General features: G+C 59.2%; 24 protein-coding genes. 12 read left to right on the plus strand and 12 right to left on the minus strand.

Going from position 1 to position 18,718, the window contains the following annotated elements:
- Positions 1-3 precede the first annotated feature (3 nt).
- From ACR0KN_RS05460 to folK, 3 genes are all read right to left on the minus strand, one after another.
- Complete coding sequence (locus ACR0KN_RS05460) at positions 4-2,136, minus strand: RelA/SpoT family protein (protein WP_170771022.1); 2,133 nt, start codon at positions 2,134-2,136, stop codon at positions 4-6.
- Between the two features lie 26 nt (positions 2,137-2,162).
- Positions 2,163-2,516 (minus strand): DNA-directed RNA polymerase subunit omega, encoded by a 354-nt coding sequence (gene rpoZ, locus ACR0KN_RS05465; protein ID WP_010437681.1) that lies wholly within the window; start codon positions 2,514-2,516, stop codon positions 2,163-2,165.
- Between the two features lie 94 nt (positions 2,517-2,610).
- The gene (gene folK / locus ACR0KN_RS05470; RefSeq protein ID WP_480651975.1) at positions 2,611-3,192 is read right to left on the minus strand and encodes a 2-amino-4-hydroxy-6-hydroxymethyldihydropteridine diphosphokinase; all 582 of its coding nucleotides are present in this window, start codon (positions 3,190-3,192) and stop codon (positions 2,611-2,613) included.
- A 125-nt stretch (positions 3,193-3,317) separates the two neighbouring features.
- Between folK and ACR0KN_RS05475 the strand changes: the two genes are divergently transcribed.
- From ACR0KN_RS05475 to ACR0KN_RS05500, 6 genes are all read left to right on the plus strand, one after another.
- Positions 3,318-3,893 (plus strand): LabA-like NYN domain-containing protein, encoded by a 576-nt coding sequence (locus tag ACR0KN_RS05475; RefSeq protein WP_010437678.1) that lies wholly within the window; start codon positions 3,318-3,320, stop codon positions 3,891-3,893.
- A gap of 200 nt (positions 3,894-4,093) precedes the next feature.
- Positions 4,094-5,044, plus strand: a complete 951-nt coding sequence (gene ispH / locus ACR0KN_RS05480; protein WP_480651977.1) for a 4-hydroxy-3-methylbut-2-enyl diphosphate reductase — start codon at positions 4,094-4,096, stop codon at positions 5,042-5,044.
- Positions 5,041-5,631: a class I SAM-dependent methyltransferase gene (locus tag ACR0KN_RS05485; protein ID WP_480651979.1), complete on the plus strand. Its 591-nt coding sequence runs from the start codon at positions 5,041-5,043 to the stop codon at positions 5,629-5,631. Before ispH ends, ACR0KN_RS05485 begins: the two co-directional genes overlap by 4 nt.
- Positions 5,624-6,091 (plus strand): ribonuclease HI, encoded by a 468-nt coding sequence (rnhA, locus tag ACR0KN_RS05490; protein ID WP_480651981.1) that lies wholly within the window; start codon positions 5,624-5,626, stop codon positions 6,089-6,091. The genes ACR0KN_RS05485 and rnhA overlap by 8 nt, the downstream gene beginning before the upstream one ends.
- Positions 6,088-6,711, plus strand: coding sequence for a trimeric intracellular cation channel family protein (locus tag ACR0KN_RS05495; protein ID WP_480651983.1), 624 nt, complete (start codon positions 6,088-6,090; stop codon positions 6,709-6,711). Before rnhA ends, ACR0KN_RS05495 begins: the two co-directional genes overlap by 4 nt.
- Before the next feature lie 24 nt (positions 6,712-6,735).
- Positions 6,736-7,335 (plus strand): COG3904 family protein, encoded by a 600-nt coding sequence (locus ACR0KN_RS05500; protein WP_480651985.1) that lies wholly within the window; start codon positions 6,736-6,738, stop codon positions 7,333-7,335.
- Here the strand turns inward: ACR0KN_RS05500 and speB are convergent.
- Genes speB through def (ACR0KN_RS05530) form a run of 6 tightly spaced genes read right to left on the minus strand, consistent with a single transcriptional unit; the run spans position 7,332 to position 10,663 of the window.
- Positions 7,332-8,186 carry an agmatinase gene (speB, locus tag ACR0KN_RS05505; RefSeq protein ID WP_480651987.1) on the minus strand — a complete coding sequence of 285 codons (855 nt, stop codon included), beginning with the start codon at positions 8,184-8,186 and terminating at the stop codon, positions 7,332-7,334. The two genes, ACR0KN_RS05500 and speB, sit on opposite strands and share 4 nt — an antisense overlap.
- A 29-nt stretch (positions 8,187-8,215) precedes the next feature.
- Entirely contained in the window at positions 8,216-8,452 is a 237-nt protein-coding gene (locus ACR0KN_RS05510; RefSeq protein WP_170475816.1) for a GlsB/YeaQ/YmgE family stress response membrane protein, read from the minus strand.
- A gap of 1 nt (position 8,453) precedes the next feature.
- Complete coding sequence (locus ACR0KN_RS05515; RefSeq protein ID WP_170475814.1) at positions 8,454-8,690, minus strand: hypothetical protein; 237 nt, start codon at positions 8,688-8,690, stop codon at positions 8,454-8,456.
- 6 nt (positions 8,691-8,696) lie between these two features.
- Positions 8,697-9,611: a methionyl-tRNA formyltransferase gene (gene fmt, locus ACR0KN_RS05520; RefSeq protein ID WP_480651989.1), complete on the minus strand. Its 915-nt coding sequence runs from the start codon at positions 9,609-9,611 to the stop codon at positions 8,697-8,699.
- Between the two features lie 42 nt (positions 9,612-9,653).
- A complete protein-coding gene (def, locus tag ACR0KN_RS05525) occupies positions 9,654-10,148 on the minus strand; it encodes a peptide deformylase (RefSeq protein ID WP_480651991.1) in 495 nt (164 codons plus the stop codon).
- Entirely contained in the window at positions 10,145-10,663 is a 519-nt protein-coding gene (gene def, locus ACR0KN_RS05530) for a peptide deformylase (RefSeq protein WP_170392632.1), read from the minus strand. The genes def (ACR0KN_RS05525) and def (ACR0KN_RS05530) overlap by 4 nt, the downstream gene beginning before the upstream one ends.
- 94 nt (positions 10,664-10,757) lie before the next feature.
- On the opposite strand from def (ACR0KN_RS05530), the gene ACR0KN_RS05535 reads away from it, so the two are divergent.
- Both ACR0KN_RS05535 and ACR0KN_RS05540 read left to right on the plus strand, forming a co-directional pair.
- Positions 10,758-11,930, plus strand: a complete 1,173-nt coding sequence (locus ACR0KN_RS05535) for a MalY/PatB family protein (RefSeq protein WP_480652413.1) — start codon at positions 10,758-10,760, stop codon at positions 11,928-11,930.
- Between the two features lie 30 nt (positions 11,931-11,960).
- Positions 11,961-12,659, plus strand: a complete 699-nt coding sequence (locus ACR0KN_RS05540; protein ID WP_480651993.1) for a fumarylacetoacetate hydrolase family protein — start codon at positions 11,961-11,963, stop codon at positions 12,657-12,659.
- Between the two features lie 91 nt (positions 12,660-12,750).
- On the opposite strand, the gene ACR0KN_RS05545 is transcribed toward ACR0KN_RS05540, so the two are convergent.
- Positions 12,751-13,104 carry a hypothetical protein gene (locus ACR0KN_RS05545; RefSeq protein ID WP_480651995.1) on the minus strand — a complete coding sequence of 118 codons (354 nt, stop codon included), beginning with the start codon at positions 13,102-13,104 and terminating at the stop codon, positions 12,751-12,753.
- Between the two features lie 209 nt (positions 13,105-13,313).
- Here ACR0KN_RS05545 and ACR0KN_RS05550 point away from each other — a divergent pair, with 209 nt between their 5' ends.
- Positions 13,314-14,303: a glutathione S-transferase family protein gene (locus ACR0KN_RS05550; RefSeq protein ID WP_480651997.1), complete on the plus strand. Its 990-nt coding sequence runs from the start codon at positions 13,314-13,316 to the stop codon at positions 14,301-14,303.
- Here the strand turns inward: ACR0KN_RS05550 and ACR0KN_RS05555 are convergent.
- Complete coding sequence (locus tag ACR0KN_RS05555) at positions 14,285-14,647, minus strand: response regulator transcription factor (RefSeq protein WP_008756687.1); 363 nt, start codon at positions 14,645-14,647, stop codon at positions 14,285-14,287. The genes ACR0KN_RS05550 and ACR0KN_RS05555 overlap by 19 nt on opposite strands.
- Positions 14,648-14,828: 181 nt before the next feature.
- Between ACR0KN_RS05555 and cobD the strand changes: the two genes are divergently transcribed.
- Genes cobD through ACR0KN_RS05570 form a run of 3 tightly spaced genes read left to right on the plus strand, consistent with a single transcriptional unit; the run spans position 14,829 to position 17,887 of the window.
- Positions 14,829-15,794 carry a threonine-phosphate decarboxylase CobD gene (gene cobD / locus ACR0KN_RS05560; protein ID WP_480651999.1) on the plus strand — a complete coding sequence of 322 codons (966 nt, stop codon included), beginning with the start codon at positions 14,829-14,831 and terminating at the stop codon, positions 15,792-15,794.
- Positions 15,791-16,711 (plus strand): adenosylcobinamide-phosphate synthase CbiB, encoded by a 921-nt coding sequence (gene cbiB / locus ACR0KN_RS05565; protein ID WP_480652001.1) that lies wholly within the window; start codon positions 15,791-15,793, stop codon positions 16,709-16,711. The genes cobD and cbiB overlap by 4 nt, the downstream gene beginning before the upstream one ends.
- A 12-nt stretch (positions 16,712-16,723) precedes the next feature.
- Complete coding sequence (locus ACR0KN_RS05570; RefSeq protein ID WP_480652003.1) at positions 16,724-17,887, plus strand: lytic murein transglycosylase; 1,164 nt, start codon at positions 16,724-16,726, stop codon at positions 17,885-17,887.
- Positions 17,888-17,897: 10 nt separating this feature from the next.
- Here ACR0KN_RS05570 and ACR0KN_RS05575 read toward each other — a convergent pair whose 3' ends face one another.
- Complete coding sequence (locus ACR0KN_RS05575) at positions 17,898-18,695, minus strand: class II glutamine amidotransferase (RefSeq protein ID WP_480652005.1); 798 nt, start codon at positions 18,693-18,695, stop codon at positions 17,898-17,900.
- Positions 18,696-18,718: the final 23 nt, after the last annotated feature.

Here is an 18,718-nt window from a genome sequence, read left to right on the forward strand (position 1 = left end):
TTCTCAGCCAGCCGCGACGGCGGTTTTCTTGCTTTCCCGATACCGTTCGACCGCGGCAACATCGCTTTCCGCCTCAAGCATCAGCATCAGCGAGTGCAGTTGTTCAAGATCGCGCAGTTCGACGTTGATCATCAGGCGGTAAAAATCAGGTTTGCGGTCGACGAATTCGAGGTTCGAAATATTGGCCTTTTTCTCTCCGATCAATGTGCAAATACGCCCCAGTACCCCGGCATCGTTACCGATAGTCAGATCAAGTGTCGCTCCATAGACAGCCGGGTGCGTGCCCGCATGCCAGTGCAGATCGACCCAGCGCTCGGGTTCATTTTCGAACTCGGTCAGACGGTCGCAGTCGATGGCGTGCACCTCAACGCCCCTGCCGCGATATGTGATGCCAACGATGCGTTCACCCGGCAATGGTTGGCAACAAGGCGCACGGTCGAATTTCTGGCCGGGTTCAAGCCCGATCACAGCGCGGCGGGGCGAAATCGCGTCGCCATCGTCCTTGGTGAGCTCGGGATACACAGCCTCGACCACCTCATGGGCGGTCAGTTCTGCGCTGCCCAAACGGGCCAACAATTCGTGTCGGTCTTTCAATCGCAGGTGTTTTGCAGCCGTATCCAGTGCCTTGTCGGTGGCCTTACGGCCGACGTTTTCAAACCCTGCGCGAGCCAGTTCTTTGCCCAGCTTGATAAAGCGTTCCCGGTCAACCTCACGCAAGGCGCGGCGGATCGAGGTGCGGGCCTTGCCGGTGACGGCGATCTCAAGCCATGTGACCTGTGGGCTCTGGCCATCAGCGGTGATGATATCCACCGATTGTCCGTTCTTGAGCCGGGTCCAAAGCGGCACACGAATTCCATCCACCTTGGCCCCAACACATGCATGGCCGATACGGGTGTGGATCGCATAAGCAAAATCGATCGGTGTTGCCCCGCGCGGCAGTTTCACCACGTCGCCCTTAGGGGTGAAACAGAACACCTGGTCCGAATACATTTCGAGCTTGACCGCTTCGAGGAAGTCTTCGTGATCATCCTCGCTGTCGAACTGTTCCGTCAGGTTTGCGATCCATTTTGCCGGGTCCACGGCAAAAGGGTTTTCGGACCGGACACCATCGCGATAGGACCAGTGCGCTGCCACGCCGGTTTCGGCAACGTCGTGCATCTGGCGGGTGCGGATCTGAACCTCGACCCGTTTACCGTCGCGCCCGGACACAGTCGTGTGGATCGAGCGATAACCGTTCGATTTCGGCTGGCTGATATAGTCCTTGAATCGTCCCGGCACCGCGCGCCAACGCTGGTGGATCGCGCCGAGGGTGCGATAGCAGTCTTCCTCAGACCCGGTAATGATACGGAACCCATAGATGTCGGACAGGCGCGAGAAGCCTTGGTCTTTCTCCTGCATCTTGCGCCAGATAGAATAGGGTTTCTTGGCTCGGCCAAAGACTTCGGCCTCGATCCCGGCTTTTTCCAGTTCGTGCCGCATGTCGCCGGTGATGCGGTGGATCACGTCGCCAGTTTCACGCTGCAAGGTGATGAAGCGGCGGATGATTGACTGGCGGCCTTCGGGGTTTAGGACACGGAAGGCGAGGTCCTCAAGTTCCTCGCGCATCCATTGCATCCCCATGCGACCCGCAAGCGGCGCATAGATATCCATCGTCTCGCGCGCTTTTTGCACCTGCTTTTCGGGGCGCATCGCCTTGATGGTGCGCATATTGTGCAGTCGGTCGGCGAGCTTGACCAGAATGACCCTCAGGTCCTTGGACATGGCCATGAACAGTTTGCGGAAGTTTTCGGCCTGCTTGGTCTCGCGGCTGGAAAGCTGCAGGTTGGTCAGCTTGGTGACGCCATCGACCAGCTTGGCGACCTCATCGCCGAACAGTTCGGAAACCTTGCCATAGCTGGCCTTGGTGTCTTCGATCGTGTCGTGCAGCAGGGCCGTTATGATGGTCGCATCATCCAGACGCTGTTCGGTCAGGATGGCGGCAACGGCAACAGGGTGCGAGAAATAGGGCTCGCCAGAGTGGCGGAACTGCCCTTCATGCATCTGAAGGCCAAATTCATAGGCCCGTTCGATGCGCTCGGCATTTGTCTTGGGGTTGTAATTGCGGACCAGCGCAATCAGGTCTTCTGCTGAAATCATCCGGTCCGCACCTTTGTCGCTGGGAATTACCCCTGGCCCTGAGCCTCCATCAGAGCGCGCAGGAGCTTTTCTTCCGACATGTCGTCATCCGCAGGCTTGTCGGATTCCGCACCCATCAGCAGAGCCATCTGATCTTCTTCGGGCTCATCAACTTCGATCTGGGTCTGGTTGGCCTCGATCAGACGCTCGCGCAGCTCATCAGCGCTTTGAGTTTCATCGGCAATTTCGCGCAGCGAGACAACGGGGTTCTTGTCGTTGTCGCGATCAACAGTGATCGGGCCACCGGCGGAAATCTCGCGCGCCCGGTGGGCTGCAAGCATCACCAGTTCGAACCGGTTCGGGACCTTGTCTACACAATCTTCGACCGTAACGCGGGCCATGGGGCGCTCTCCGTAAATGAATCCGTGGCAGGAAGGGGTTTATCTAAGCGCGAATCCCCGCCTTGACAAGCAGGAAATGCCGCAAATGCGAGGATCACAGAGGCTTAACCTCTGCCACGTCCTCGCGTGGCAGTGCGGCAACCATCTGTGTGACTGTCCTGTCCAGTACTGGATGGCGCCAATCGTAGGCAACATCTGCCATCGGCACCAACACAAATGCGCGGTCCTGCAGACGTGGATGCGGCAGGATCAAGTGTTCCGGAGCGGATATGGCATGTTCTTCATGCGGAAGGGTCAGCCAGCGGTGATATTCCAGATCATCCGGTAGCACCAAATCGCCCCAACAGACCAGATCAAGGTCCAACGTGCGCATCCCCCAACGCTGTTCGCGGGCGCGCTCGAAATCATGTTCGATACGGTGCAGCAGCGCCAGAACCTCGTGCGGGCTCTGATCCGTTTCAATCGAAACCGCCGCATTAACGTAGTCTGGCCCAGCCCCCGCAGGAAAGCAGGGTGTGGCAAAAAACCGACTTTTTGCGCGAATCACCAAGCCAGCCTCGGCCATTGCGGCCAATGATTGCTCAAGTGTCACCTTGGGCCCATTACCTCTCAGGCTGAGATTTGCACCAAGGGCAATGACCGCTTTTGACAAAGATTTGTCCACTTCTAACCCCATATTCGGAACAGAGAATGCTTGCGATGTAGGCAAAAAGGCCTATTTTAGAGGCACCATTGCACTGACCAATTCATTTTCACTCACGGAGCTCACGGTGCGGTGGCTTATACCGGAAGGACCATTTTATGTTTTACAAGGACGAACGGCTAGCGCTGTTCATCGACGGCTCGAATCTTTATGCAGCCGCCAAAGCACTGGGGTTTGACATCGACTACAAGTTGCTGCGCCAAGAATTCATGCGCAGAGGCAAACTGCTTAGAGCTTTCTACTACACAGCGCTACTGGAAAATGACGAGTATTCGCCGATTAGACCTTTGGTGGACTGGCTGCATTACAACGGCTTCACCATGGTCACCAAGCCGGCCAAAGAATACACCGACAGCATGGGGCGTCGGAAAGTCAAAGGAAACATGGACATCGAGTTGACCGTCGATGCTATGGAACTGGCACCACGTGTAGATCATATCGTGCTGTTCTCGGGCGATGGGGATTTCCGCCCGCTGATTGCCAGCCTGCAGCGTCAGGGCGTGCGCGTTTCGGTTGTCTCGACCATTCGCAGCCAGCCACCGATGATTTCGGACGAGCTGCGCCGTCAGGCCGACAACTTTATCGAGCTGGAGGACCTGCGCGACGTGATCGGAAGACCTCCGCGCGAGATGCCGCTCGAACCGCGCAGCGTCGCCGCTGCGGGCGGTCAGTAACACCAAGCCCGATTACCCACTCTCCATGTGGGGCGATGACATGTACGGCCAGGGCTAAAAGCCCTGGCCGCGCTACTTTTAAAGGGATAGGTGCTAAAAACACCCCTTTGCTAACAGCGATTCATGTCAGGTAAATGACGTGCTGCTGTCTGGACCATGGCAATGAAAAGACCTAGTTGTCTCAGGCAAGGAGACCGCCCATGACCAAGCCACCACTGATATTGTATCTTGCCGCCCCACGCGGGTTTTGCGCCGGAGTGGATCGGGCAATCAAGATCGTTGAAATGGCTCTGCAGAAATGGGGCGCGCCGGTCTATGTGCGTCACGAGATCGTGCATAACAAATTCGTTGTAGATGGGCTGCGCGCCAAGGGCGCGGTGTTCGTCGAAGAACTGGACGAATGTCCAAACGACCGCCCGGTGATCTTTTCCGCCCACGGTGTACCAAAATCCATACCTGCCACTGCCGCCCAGCGCGAGATGATCTATGTCGACGCCACCTGTCCGCTAGTGTCTAAGGTGCATGTCGAGGCGCAGCGCCACGCCGATGCCGGGCTTCAGATGATCATGATCGGTCACAAAGGCCACCCCGAAACCATCGGCACCATGGGACAACTGCCTGAAGGCGAGGTGCTGCTGGTTGAAACGGTTGAGGACGTGTCGCAGGTTGCTGTGCGGGATCCCGATAAACTGGCTTTTGTCACCCAAACCACTCTGTCGGTGGATGACACAAAGGATATCATTGCAGCGTTAGAAGCCCGGTTCCCCGCCATCGTTGGGCCGCATAAAGAAGATATCTGCTATGCAACCACCAACCGGCAGGAAGCGGTAAAAGCGGTTGCGCCGAAATCCGATGCGCTGCTGGTGGTCGGAGCGCCGAATTCGTCAAACTCGCGCCGTCTGGTCGAGGTCGCCTCACGTGCGGGCTGCAACTATGCACAGCTTGTCCAACGCGCGACTGAGATCGATTGGCGGGCGCTGGAGGGTATCGCGAGCGTTGCGGTTACTGCAGGGGCCTCGGCCCCCGAAGTATTAGTGAACGAGGTTATCGAAGCCTTCCGCGACCATTATGACGTGACGGTCGAGCTAGTCGAAACCGCGACAGAAAACGTAGAGTTCAAAGTGCCGCGTGTTCTGCGGGTGCCTGCATGACTCAGGACAAACGCACGATTGACGCCTACACTGCGCGGGTCGCCGATTATCTGAAAATCCCCCTGCCCCCCGAACAGCTTGAGGCCCGGCAGGCCTTTGCGGATGCGGTCGAGGCGGGCGGATATGTATTGGATCTGGGCTCGGGGCCCGGATCGGACAGCGCGTTTTTGATGCGCCAAGGGCTAAAGGTGCGGGCGCTGGATGCCACGCCGGCCTTTGTCGAACACGCACTCGACAATGGCGTCGATGCCTATCTGGGCACTTTCGATGACGTCACCGAGGCCGAGGAATATGACGGCGTTTATGCCAGCTTTTCGCTACTGCACGCGCCCCGTTCCGATTTCCCGCGTCATCTAAGCGCAATCCACAAAGCACTGAAATCCAGCGGTCAGTTGTTTCTGGGCATGAAGCTTGGAACGGGTGAGCATCGCGACGATATTAACCGCTATTATACATATTATACTCAGCCCGAGATAGAAGAGGCTCTGACCACGGCCGGCTTCACCATCGACCGCACCGTGCAGGGGATCGGCAAAGGTCTCGCCGGGTCCTATGACGGGTTCATTCTGGTGTTTGCCCATGCCTGATTTGTTTGCCTATACCGATGGTGCCTGTTCCGGCAATCCCGGCCCCGGTGGCTGGGGCGTGCTGCTACGCGCGATGGATGGTGATAACGTTCTGAAAGAGCGCGAATTGAATGGCGGAGAGGCCGAGACCACCAACAACCGGATGGAACTGTTGGCTGCGATCAGCGCGCTGGAAACGCTAGAGCGAGCATCTGTGATCACCATCGTCACCGACAGCGCCTATGTAAAAAATGGCGTCACCGGCTGGATTTTCGGTTGGAAGCGAAACGGCTGGAAGACCTCGAACAAGAAGCCAGTCAAGAATGTTGATCTGTGGCAGCGGCTGGATGAGGCGCAAGAGCGGCATCAGGTGACTTGGGAATGGGTCAAGGGCCACGCAGGCCACCCCGAGAATGAGCGCGCGGATGAACTGGCGCGTGCGGGCATGGCACCGTTTAAACCCAAAAAGGCGCAGGCGTGAGCGGGCTTGCCCTGCTGGATTATGCCTCGGTGCTGGTCTTTGCGCTGACCGGGGCCTTGGTCGCCAGCCGGGCGCAGCTGGATCTGGTGGGGTTTGCCTTCATCGCCTGCCTGACAGCGGTGGGCGGCGGCACGGTGCGCGACCTGCTGCTGGATCGACATCCCGTGTTTTGGGTCGGGCAACCCGACTATATCCTGATTGCCTGCGGCGCCGCAGTGCTGGTGTTCTTTACCGCACATCTGGTTGAAAGCCGGTATAATTGGCTGATTTGGCTGGACAGCTTTGCCCTGTCCATCGCGGTGGCTGCAGGCACGGGCGCGGCCCTGTCGCTGGGACAGGCCGGCGTCATTGTGGTGCTGATGGGTGTGACCACCGGTTGCCTCGGCGGGCTGATGCGCGATGTGGTCTGCAATGAGGTGCCGCTGGTGCTGAAACAGGGTCAGCTTTATGTTTCCTGCGCCTTTGCCGGTGCCCTGACAGCGGTATTGGCGGCTCAGCTTGGGTTAACCGGCCTGCCGGCATTGGGGCTATGCGCCTTGGTCTGCTGGTCGCTGCGGGCCGGATCGCTGCTGTTCGGTTGGCAGTTGCCGGTTTACAAGGCCCGACCGCCTCGGCGATAGGATACAAACAGACACGAGAACGCTATGACCCCCCGACTTTCATTTCTTGCGGCAACGCTGCTGCTGGCGGCTTGTGCAGATCACTACACCCCGGTCAGCTTCAGGACCGAAGGGGATCAGATCGTGGCGTCCGGCACGATCGACCATACAACGCTCAGCGCGTTTGAAGAGGTGATAGACGAGAACCCCGGGATCAAAACGCTGGTGCTACAGAATATCGGTGGCTCAGTCGATGATGATGCTAATGTGGTGTTCAGCCGCGTGGTGCGCGAGGAAGGGTTCGATACGGTCGTTCCATCAAACGGTTTGGTCGCCTCTGGCGGAACTGACCTGTTTCTGGCCGGTAACCGGCGGGTGCTGGAACCCGGCGCCTGTGTGGGGGTTCACAGTTGGGGTGGTGGAGGTTACGTGGCCGCGGAACTGCCCGAAGGTCATCCTGAACATGACCGGTATCTTGACTATTTCGCAGATATCGGCGTCGACCCGGACTTCTACTGGTTCACGCTGGTTGCTGCATCCGAGGATGAAATGCACTGGATGACCGCATCCGAGGCGAACCGGTACGACATGACAACGCGCGCGGCCCCAAGACTTGGGACCGCCGCAATCTGCGATGAGCGCTAGCGCGTCAGCAGCCTTGCGCCGATCTCTTTTACGAATTTCGCCGCCACCATGGCCGTCATTCCATAGGGGTCGCGATGCGGGTTTAACTCGACAATATCCGCGCCGACCAGTTGACCCTTGAACCGATGGATCAGGTCGATCACCTCACGCGTGCTCAGCCCGCCGGGTTCGTGATGCGAAACACCCGGAGCAAAGGCCGGGTCCAGCGCGTCGAGGTCCAGTGACAAGTAAACCGGGCCGTCAAAACTGATCTCCAGATCTGCGCGCCAGTTGCGCATGTCGATCACCTCAACCCCGAACTTATCGGCCTGTTCCTGTTGGTGCTTGTTCATGGTGCGGATGCCGACCTGAACGAGGCGATTGATCTTGCCGGTCTCCATCACGCGGGCGAAGGGACAGCCATGGCCCAGCGGGCCGATCTGCTGGCTGTCATAAAGGTCGGGATGTGAGTCGATATGCAGGATATTCAGCCCCTTATACCGGTCCGCATGCGCCTTGATCAGCGGATAGGCCACCGAGTGATCACCGCCCAGCGAGAGCAGCCGTGCACCGGTTTCGATCCGGGCAGCCGCGCCGGCCTCGATCCGGTTGATGGGCTCCTGCCCCATCATCTCGAACACATCCAGATCGCCGGTGTCCTTGAATCGGTCGGTTGCGCCAAGATCGGTGCCATCCTCAGCCGTTAGATTCGCCGCACCGGAATGCAACGCCTCGCGAATACGGCCCGGGGCAAAGGCGGGGCCTTGCAGGAACGAGGAATGCAGGTCCAGCGGCACCCCCATCAGGGCGACGTCACCTTTAGTCAGATCATGCGACATGAGAGGCCTTTCGACAAAAAATTGACGGGACATTGGTCGCAGATTGCGGTCGGGTCAAGCGGTCAGCGGCGGATATATGTCTGCCAGATCCAGATCACCAAAAGCGCCCCCAGAACGGCCCCGATAAACCCTGAGAGCCATCCCATCACGGTGATGAGCGTGCGCAGGATCAGCCCGCCCACCAAAGCGCCGACTATGCCGATCAGCATGGTGGTTGGAATATCCGCCTCGATCCGCATCAGGCGGGTGGCAAGGAACCCTGCAGCAGCTCCGACGATGATCAGGGCGATGATCGGCATGTCATTTCCTCCAATGGGTGGGCACGATGATTAGAGCTCCGATGGAGGACAGCACCGCGTCCAGCCCGGGCGGACCAAAGCTGATGCCGAACATGATGCGGACGAAATAGAACAGGAAGGCACCACCCACGCAGATGATGATCGATTGCAGATAGCCGTTGTGGGTAAAGCCGGTCTGTTCAGACAGATAGCCCACGATCCCGGCGATCACGACGGTGCCCATCAGGATCATGAACATCTGGCTTTACTCCGATGATAGGTGGGTGCCGACCGGGATGGGCCAGCCCCGCAGAAAGGTTTCCCTATCCTGCGCGCCTTTGCCCGCCCTTTGCAAGCGCAGCAGCTCAACCGAGCCTTCACCACAGGCCACGCACAGGTGGTCATCCAGCACCTCGCCGGGCGTGCCCTGCCCTTCGGCCAGCCGCGAAGCCAGCAGTTTGATCCGATCGCCCTCGACCTCGGTCCATGCGCCGGGGAATGGAGAGAGACCGCGGATTTTTCTGTCGACATCGGATGCGGGGGCCGACCAATCGATCCGCGCCTCGGCTTTGTCGATCTTGGCGGCGTAGGTCACACCCTCTTCGGGCTGCGGGTCAGGTGTAAGGCTGGGCAGTTCGGCCAGAGCCTCAACGATCAGCGCCGCGCCCATATCCGACAGGCGGTCATGGAGTTGCGCGGTGGTTTCCTCGATGCCGATATCGGTGGCTTCGCGCAGCAGGACGGGGCCGGTGTCCAGCCCGGCCTCCATCTGCATGATGCAGATGCCGGTCTGCGCATCGCCCGCCATGATTGCGCGATGGATCGGGGCGGCCCCGCGCCAGCGCGGCAGCAGGCTGGCGTGTATGTTCAGGCAGCCATGGGTGGGCGCGTCCAGAATGACTTGCGGCAGGATCAGGCCATAGGCCACAACAACGGCGATATCGGCGTTCAGCGCGGCAAAGCTGGCCTGTTCTTCGGGCGATTTCAGCGAGGTGGGGTGGCGCACCTCGAGACCCAGCGCCTCAGCGCGGGCGTGGACCGGTGTTGGACGGTCCTTTTTGCCCCGGCCAGCGGGGCGCGGAGGTTGGCAGTAGACGGCGGCGATTTCGTGACCCGCGCCCACCAGCGCATCCAGAACAGGGACCGAAAAATCGGGGGTTCCCATGAAGATTATGCGCATCGTCGGCTCCGAAGGTGTTGGGTTGCCGGGCTGAAGCCCGGCCTACGTTGATTTTCGCGCCTTGCGCAGCAGCATGTCGCGTTTGACCTTGCTGAGCCGGTCGAAATACATCCGCCCGTTCAGGTGGTCGATCTGATGCTGCACGCTGGTGGCCTCGATCCCGACGAAATCGCGGCGGTCGATCTGGCCCTGTTCGTTGAGAAATTTCACTGTCACTGCGCGCGGTCGCTTCACCTTGGCGGACACGCCGGGTAGGTTCGGGCTGGCCTCGTCATGTTCGCGCAGTTCCACCGAGCTGTGCAGGATCTCGGGATTGGCCAGCCGCACGGCTTTGCCCCGCTGGGTCGAGCCATCCACGACGGCCAGACGCAGCATCACCCCGATCTGGGGCGCGGCGAGGCCAACACCCGGCATCGCCTCCATCGTGTCGATCATGTCGTCCCAGATGGCGCGGATGTCATCGGTGATCTCGGGGACGTCCTCGGCCTTGGTGCGCAGGCGCTTGTCGGGCCATGGCAGGCAGGTTCGCACCGTCATGTGCGGGCCTTTTCGCGCTTGAGCTTCTGCATCTTGCGCGTGATCATCTGGCGTTTGAGCGGCTTGAGATAATCGATGAACAGCTTGCCGTTCAGATGGTCGATCTCGTGCTGGACACAGGTCGCCCAGAGATCATCAAAGGTTTCCTGTTGCAGATTGCCGTCGCGGTCCAGCCAGGTGACATCAACCGTCTTCGGGCGGGTCACTTCGGCATATTGCTCGGGGATCGACAGGCAGCCTTCTTCGTAAACGTTTGTCTCGTCCGAGGACGCGATAACCTCGGGGTTGAACATCACCAGCGGGCGCGGCGCTTCGCCTTCTTCCTTGACGCAATCCACCACGATCAGGCGATCCAGCACGCCGATCTGCGGTGCCGCAAGGCCAATGCCGGGCGCGTCATACATCGTCTCCAGCATGTCATCAGCCAGTTTGCGCAGATCGTCGGTGATGTCGGCCACCGGCGCGCAGACCTTTTTCAGGCGGGGATCGGGATGGATCAGGATATTGCGTTTCATGGGGCTGATTTAGGCCATCGCGCCCGCCTCCGCAACGGCCCCCTTGCACCTGATGGATTTGTGGTTAGCTTTCGCCTCGACAGATGGAGATGACATGACTTTCAACGACCTGATCGACCGCCGGGGCACCAACTCTTCAAAATGGGACAAGATGGAGCGGCTCTTTGGCGTCTCGCCCGAGGACGGGCTGGCCATGTGGACGGCTGATTCCGACTATGCCACCGCCCCATGTGTGATCGAGGCCGTGCGCAAGGCCGCCGATCATGGCGCGTTTGGTTATTCGTGGATGCACCCGGAGTATCTGAACGCAATCCAGTGGTGGATGAAGACCCGCCACAACTGGGAGATCGATACCGATTGGGTGCTGACCTCACAGGGTCTGGGCAATGCGATTGCCCTGTGTCTGGATGTCTGGAGCGAGCCGGGTGATGGCGTCGTTATATTCACGCCCGTTTACCATGAGTTTGCCCATAAGGTGAACAAATCGGGCCGTCGCGTGGTGGAATGCCCTCTAGTACGTGACGGCGACAGCTATGCGCTTGATCTGGACGATGCGCAGTCGCGGCTGGACGGTTCGGAAAAGCTGCTGTTGTGGTGCTCGCCGCAGAACCCGTCGGGCCGGGTCTGGACGCCAGAAGAACTGCGCGCGGTGGCGGCGTTTGCAGAACGTAATGGACTGATCCTGGTATCGGATGAGATTCACCACGATCTGGTTTATCCGGGCAATACTTTCGTGCCGATGGATGTGGCCGCCCCGAATGCGCGTCCCTGGACCGTGACTCTGACCGCGGCGTCGAAGACATTCAATATCGCGGGCCAGCGCACCGGTAACATGATCATTCCCGACGCCAAGCTGCGGGCCGAGATGCGACACCGGATCACCACTCTGGACTATGATCCAAGTGCGCTGGGGGTGGCGATGATCACCGCCGCTTATTCTCCGGAAGGGGCGAAATGGGTCGATGAACAGGTCGCCCATCTGGATGCCAACAGAAAACTGTTCGACGCCACCATCGCCGAGATTCCGGGCCTGTGGTCGATGCCGCTACAGGCGACCTATCTGGCCTGGGTTAATTTCTCGGGCACCGGGATGAGCCATGATGAATTTGTCCTCCGCCTGCGCGACGATGCGCGGATCGCGACATCTTCAGGTCCCGGCTTCGGCACCGGAGGAGAAACCTTCGAGCGGTTCAATCTGGCCACGCAACGCGCGCGGGTGGAAGAGGCTTGCGCCCGCCTCAAACGCGCCTTTGGCGATTTGCAATAATCCCCGTCCGAGAACGAACGGAGCCACATCATGCCCAACCAACTTTTTGCGCTTCCGGACATCCCGAGCATCCCGGCACAGGGGGAGCAGGCGACCTATCCGATCGGGCGGATTTTCTGCGTGGGCCGCAATTATGCCGCCCACGCCGCTGAAATGGGGCATGAGGTGGATCGTCAGGCGCCATTCTATTTCACCAAATCCGCGCCCAACGCGGTTTTGACAGGTGCACATGAGCCTTATCCTGCGGGAACCGAGAATTATCATCACGAAATGGAACTGGCCGTTGCAATCGGCAAACCGGTCTTCCAGGCCACGGCTGCACAGGCCCATGCGGCGATCTTTGGCTACGGGTGTGCTTTGGACATGACGCGCCGCGACCTGCAGATCCGCGAGCGCAACGAACAACGCCCCTGGGATCTGGGCAAGGATGTGGAAAACGGCGCGGTCTTTGCGCCGCTGACCCGAGCCGATCATTGGAGTCCATCGGATGACAAGCGCATCTATCTCAGCGTCAATGGGCAGGTGAAACAGGACGCCACCTTGTCCGAGCTGGTTTGGAAGATTGATGAACTGATCTGCCATCTATCCGGTTTCTATCATTTGCGCCCCGGCGATCTGATCCTGACCGGCACACCCGCTGGGGTCGGGCCCGTGGTCGCCGGAGACCGAATCGAAGGCGGCATCGATGGTTTGGACCCTGTGCACCTAACCCTGACGGCCCACGACTAATCGTCCGGCCCGATACCTGAAAATCTTGTGACACCATTGCAGCTCCGAGCGCCGACGACGCTTCGGTGCCACAGGTCAATCGGTGAGCGTGTCAGTCGCGGTTTTCAAGCAGTGCGATAGGTGCATCCGGCGCGCGGTAGAAATCCAGCGGGGCCTTGTCGGCTGCCACAGTGCTGCGCTTGAACTCATAGCGCATCTCACCCACCGCTTCTTCATCTGCGATGATCAGGCACTGATACATGTGATTGACACCGTCATAGATATCGACGAGCCCACGCAGGCGTGGCGTGGTTTCGGCCTCGACGGTGAAACCATCCTTCCACAATGTGAGAATCTTGAAGCTATTGTCGCCAAACTCCACCCGCAAACGGCTGGATTTCTTCAATGTAGCGATTCGGGCGGCATCCAATTCAGCGCGAATTTCCTTAGAAACATAGGTACTCATAATAAACTTCCCCCAGAACTTTCTTTATTGTGGACCAGCTTGTGTAAAAATCCAGTGAACTGTCTCACTTGGACCCGAGATTTACGATCTGTTGCGCAGGTGTCCTGATGACACTGTGCGCGGATGCAGGTCAGTTGCGCGCGCGGTGAAATAGGAACCTGAGCCGCAACAGCCTATCTTTGTCTCAAACGCAATGCGGAGGAATGACGATGGGCCTGCTTGTCGACGGCGTTTGGCATGACACCTGGTATGACACCAAATCCACTGGCGGGGCGTTCAAACGTTCGGCCGCACAGTTTCGCAACTGGATCACCGCCGATGGGGCACCTGGTCCCTCGGGGCGTGGCGGTTTCGAGGCGGAGAGCGGGCGATATCATATGTATGTCTCTCACGCCTGCCCCTGGGCGCATCGCACGCTGATCTTTCGCGAGTTGAAGGGGTTGCGAGAACACATCTCAGTCTCGGTGGTACATCCGGATATGCTGGATAAAGGATGGAACTTTGAGACAGACGACCATGGAGCGACAGGAGACAAACTGTTCGGACATGACTTTGTCCATCAGATCTATACCCGTGCCGACCCCAACTATTCAGGCCGAGTGACGGTGCCGATCCTGTGGGACAAAGTGGAAAAGACCATCGTCTCGAACGAAAGCTCGGAAATAATCCGCATGTTCAATTCGGCTTTCAACGGGATCACCGGCAACACGGACGACTACTGGCCCGAGGCGATGCGGGACGAGATTGAAGAGGTCAACGCGCGCATCTATTCCGATGTAAATAATGGGGTGTACAAATGCGGCTTCGCCACCTCGCAAGAGGCGTATGACGCGGCCATTGACCCTCTGTTCGACACGCTGGATTGGCTTGAGGATCGTCTGTCACGCAACCGCTATCTGATGGGTGACCGCGTGACCGAGGCCGACTGGCGCTTGTTCACCACGCTGATCCGGTTCGACCCGGTTTATCACCTGCATTTCAAATGCAACAAACGGCGGCTGGTGGATTACCCGAACCTCTGGGCCTTTACCCGCGAGCTTTATCAGTGGCCCGGCGTGGCCGAGACGGTGAACATGAACCACATTGTGCGCCACTATCACTACAGCCACGATAGCATCAATCCGCATCGGATCATTCCGGTGAACCCAGAGCTGGATTATTTAGAACCCCATGGACGGGATCAGCGCCCGGCGGCGTAGTGCTCGACCATTGCTGCCAGATCCTCGGGCGGGGTCGAGCTTTGCACATAGGCGCAGGCATTCGCACTATGGGCAAAGATGGACCCGTCCGAGAAGAATGTGGTGTTGGTGACAAAGATCACCCGCGCCTCGGGCCTGCGATAGCTTGCAAAATCGGCAACCGCCAAGGCGCTGCCGGTTTCCAAAACCAGATCCAACACGATGATATCGAAGGCTGTGCCATAGAGCGCCAATATTGCAGCCTCTTGCGTCTCAACCAAAGTGACCTCGGCCTCCTGCCTTTGCAGATGCCGTTGCCAGACCCGACCTAGATCGGGGTTACTCTCAACAATCAGTACTTTCATTTGCAACAACCTCGGCACGTGATAAGGGTGAGTGGTGCCGACCCCTGTTGTCCGTGATCACGCGATTTCCTTAACAAAGTGTTAACAGCGCCCGCACAGGGCCATGAACTGGCGGATTCGCTTGTATGAGCGGCAAAAATCCGCTTGAAGCATACGAAATAGGCGATTCCGGCTGGGGCTGATGGTTGGACAGAATGACAGATTGAACCCTCGGGCCGCGCGCGATCATGGCGGGGGTCTGGATGGCGCGATGGCCCGGTTCGGGGGCGTTCGCACGGACTGGATCGACCTGTCAACGGGGATCAACCCGCACGCTTATCTGGTCTCGGGCCTGCAGCAGTCGGACTGGATGGAACTGCCCGATCATGGCGCGTTCGAACGCCTGTCGGACGCGGCGCGGGAGTTTTGGAACGTGCCGGATGGGGCCGAGATTCTGCCCTCTCCCGGCGCTTCAGCGGTGATTGCCCGCTTGCCCGCGCTGGCCAAAGCGGGCCGCGTGCAGATCACGATGCCAACCTATAACGAACATGCCGCCGCGTTCACCGCGCAGGGCTGGACGGTGCACGAGACCGGCCCCGCCGAGGCGCGCGTCATCGTGCACCCCAACAATCCCGATGGGCGCATCTGGCAAGAGACGGATGTCGACGCCCTGCTGACTGTGATTGACGAAAGCTTCTGTGACGTCACCCCCGACGCTTCGCTGATCCATCTGGCTGAACGGCCCGGCATCGTGGTGTTGAAGAGTTTCGGCAAGTTTTGGGGGTTGGCCGGGTTGCGGCTGGGTTTTGCGATCGGCCATCCCGATCTGATCGCACGGCTGAACGACCTGACCGGACCTTGGGCGGTTTCCGGCCCGGCGCAGCGGATCGGAACGCAAGCGCTGCGCGATGTAAAATGGGCTGATGAAACGCGCATGCGTCTGGCAAATGACGCAACACGGTTGGATCAGCTTGTAACGGCCAAAGGTGCGCGGCTGATTGGCGGCACCAGCCTGTTCCGCCTCTACGACGTTGATAACGCGACCGCATGGCAAGACCGATTGGCCCGGGCGCATATCTGGAGCCGTATATTCCCCTATTCCAGAACCTTCCTGCGCCTTGGATTACCGCCAGCAGACGGCTGGGCCCGTTTGGAAGCAGCGCTGTGAGCACCGCGTTTCTATTGGTCTGCGCCATGTGTCTGGACGCAGCACTTGGTGAGCCGGATTGGCTGTGGTCGCGGATTCGCCACCCTGCCGTGTTGATGGGCAACGCGATTGGCTGGCTAGACAACCGGCTGAACCATGGGGCGTATCGCCGCCTCAAAGGGGTTGCGACAGTACTCATCCTGGTTGTGGCGGCACTCATCCTTGGCCGGTTGCTGGCACTGCTTGGTCCGATCGTCGAGATCGTGGTCTGCGCCATCCTTCTGGCACAGAAATCCCTGATCACCCATGTTCGCGCAGTTGGCGAAGGCCTGTTGACCTCGCTTGCCGAAGGGCGCGCTCAGGTCGCCATGATCGTCTCGCGCGATACGCGGGACATGACCGAGGCGCAGGTGGCGCGCTCGGCCATCGAAAGCGCAGCCGAAAACCTGAGCGACGGGGTGATTGCCCCCGCCTTCTGGTTTCTAGTCGGGGGTCTGCCGGGGCTGCTGGTCTACAAGGTCGTCAACACCGCCGACAGTATGATCGGCTATCGCAACGACAAGTACCGCGCCTTCGGTTGGGCAGCGGCGCGGCTGGACGATCTGCTGAACCTTGTCCCGGCACGCCTGACGTTTGTATTGATCGTGGCGCTGTCCGGCCAATTGTCGCGCTGGGGAGAAATGGTAGAGGATGCAAGCCGCCATATCTCACCCAACGCAGGCTGGCCCGAGGCCGCGATGGCGCGCGCGCTGGATATCGCGTTGGCCGGGCCGCGCAGCTATGACGGGCAGATGCGGGATCTCGCCTGGGTGAACGGGAATGCCCGGCAAGATATCGACGCGGCAGAGGTTTTTCGCGCATCCAACATGCTCTGGCAGGTTTGGGGGCTTGCGCTTGGGCTCGTGTCGGTGTGGGTTGGGTTCAACTTCATATTCTGACGGATCAGCCTTATGCGTTTCCTTTCCGGCCTTATTGCCGCCGCCTTCTTCGCCTCACCCGCCCTTGCCCAGTGCGGCGGTGGGTTCAATACCTTCGTCAAAGGGCTGAAAGCCGAAGCCATTCAGCAGGGTTTCGACAAGTCCACCGTTGACAGCTTCTTCAACGGCGTGCGGCAGGACGGAGCCGTTCTGAAAGCCGACCGCGCGCAGGGCGTATTCCAAAAACCCTTCATCGACTTCTCGCGCCGCCTGATCTCGCAAAACCGAATCGACCGGGGCAAGGCTATGTCAGAGAAGTACGATGCCGTATTTGACCGGATTGAGCGTGAATACGGCATTTCGCGAGGTGTGCTGCTAGCGTTCTGGGCTTTTGAGACCGACTACGGCGCGTTTCAGGGTGATTTCAACACCCGAAACGCGCTGGTGACGCTTGCCCATGACTGCCGCCGCCCCGAGCTGTTCCGGCCGCAAATCTTCGCTGCCATCAAGCTGTATCAACAAGGCAATTTCGACCCGACCCGCACCACCGGCGCATGGGCGGGCGAGATTGGCATGGTGCAGATGCTGCCGCGCGACATTTTGGAAAACGGCGTGGATGGGGACGGAGATGGCAAGGTTTCGCTAAAAACCTCGGCACCGGATGCACTGATGTCCGGGGCCAAGATGCTGTCACACCTGGGTTGGCAACCGGGTCAGCCATGGCTGCAGCAGGTCACCGTGCCCGCGCAGATGGACTGGTCTCTCTCCGGCCCCGGCAAGCCCCGCTCGGTGTCCGAATGGCAGGCGATGGGCGTGCAGGCGCGCATGGGGTCGTTGGCAAATCTGCCTGCCTCGCTGATCCTGCCACAGGGACACAAGGGCCCTGCGTTCCTCGCTTATCCGAATTTCGATGTCTATTTCGAATGGAACCAGAGCTTCGTTTACGTCCTGACCGCCGCCTACTTCGGCACAAGACTGGAAGGCGCGCAGATCTACGACGCAGGCAACCCCGTACCGGCGCTGACGGGCGCGCAGATGAAGCAGTTGCAGACAAAACTGCAGGCACGGGGGCACGACGTGGGCAAGATCGACGGCATCCTTGGGGCCGGAACACGCGCAGCGGTGCAGGCCGAACAGGTACGACTAGGTCTACCGGCCGATGCCTGGCCAACGACACAGCTGTTGAACCGGCTATGAGGATCAGCGCCTAGGCGACCTTTGCCGGTTCACGTTTCACTGACGGATCAAACGCATGGATCGATACCACAGAGCCTTCTGTGACGATGGCGGTATTGGGTTGTACTTCAACCCAGCCGTCACTGTCTGCATCAAGCGGTTCGGACGATATCACTATCCCGTCTTCGGAGGTCCGGTAGTGCAGACTGGGTGCATAACGATCAGACGCATAGCGCGCCGCAAATACACGCTTGCCATCTGACCAGCACGCCGCAAACCGCATATAGGGCAACGACCCGCATTGTCGTGACAGCGCTTCCACCCGCCCTACGGCTCGTGCCATTGCGCCGATCGGGTTTGAATCCAGACCTTCACCATGAGCAATCAGAAAGATCGCCTCGCTTTCCGTGGCACCCATTCGGTGACCGTACAAATGTGCCGGGATCATTGAGTCGAGCTCTTGCCGGATTTGGTCATGCCCACCAGCTTGGCCATTATGCATGAAGCTCCATTTGCCAACACCGAACGGGTGGCAATTGTTACGCGAAGTCGCAGTGCCAGTCGACGCTCGCACATGGGCCAGAAACAGTCGTGATCGTGTGTGATGTGCCAGTTGCTTGAGATTTGCATCGGACCACGCGGGATGAGTGTCCTTGTAGAAACAAGGCGTTTCGCGATCAGAATACCAGGCCAAGCCAAACCCGTCGGCATTGATCGGTGTCTTCCCTATCAATGCGTTGCGGCTTTGAATGACCAGCGATTGCTCCTGCTCTTGAATCAACTCATCCAGATATCGCTGTTCCCCAACCCAAGCTAAAAAACGGCACATTTTGTGAACCCCATGAAACCTAT

It is taken from the genome of Ruegeria sp. AP7 (assembly GCF_056539905.1).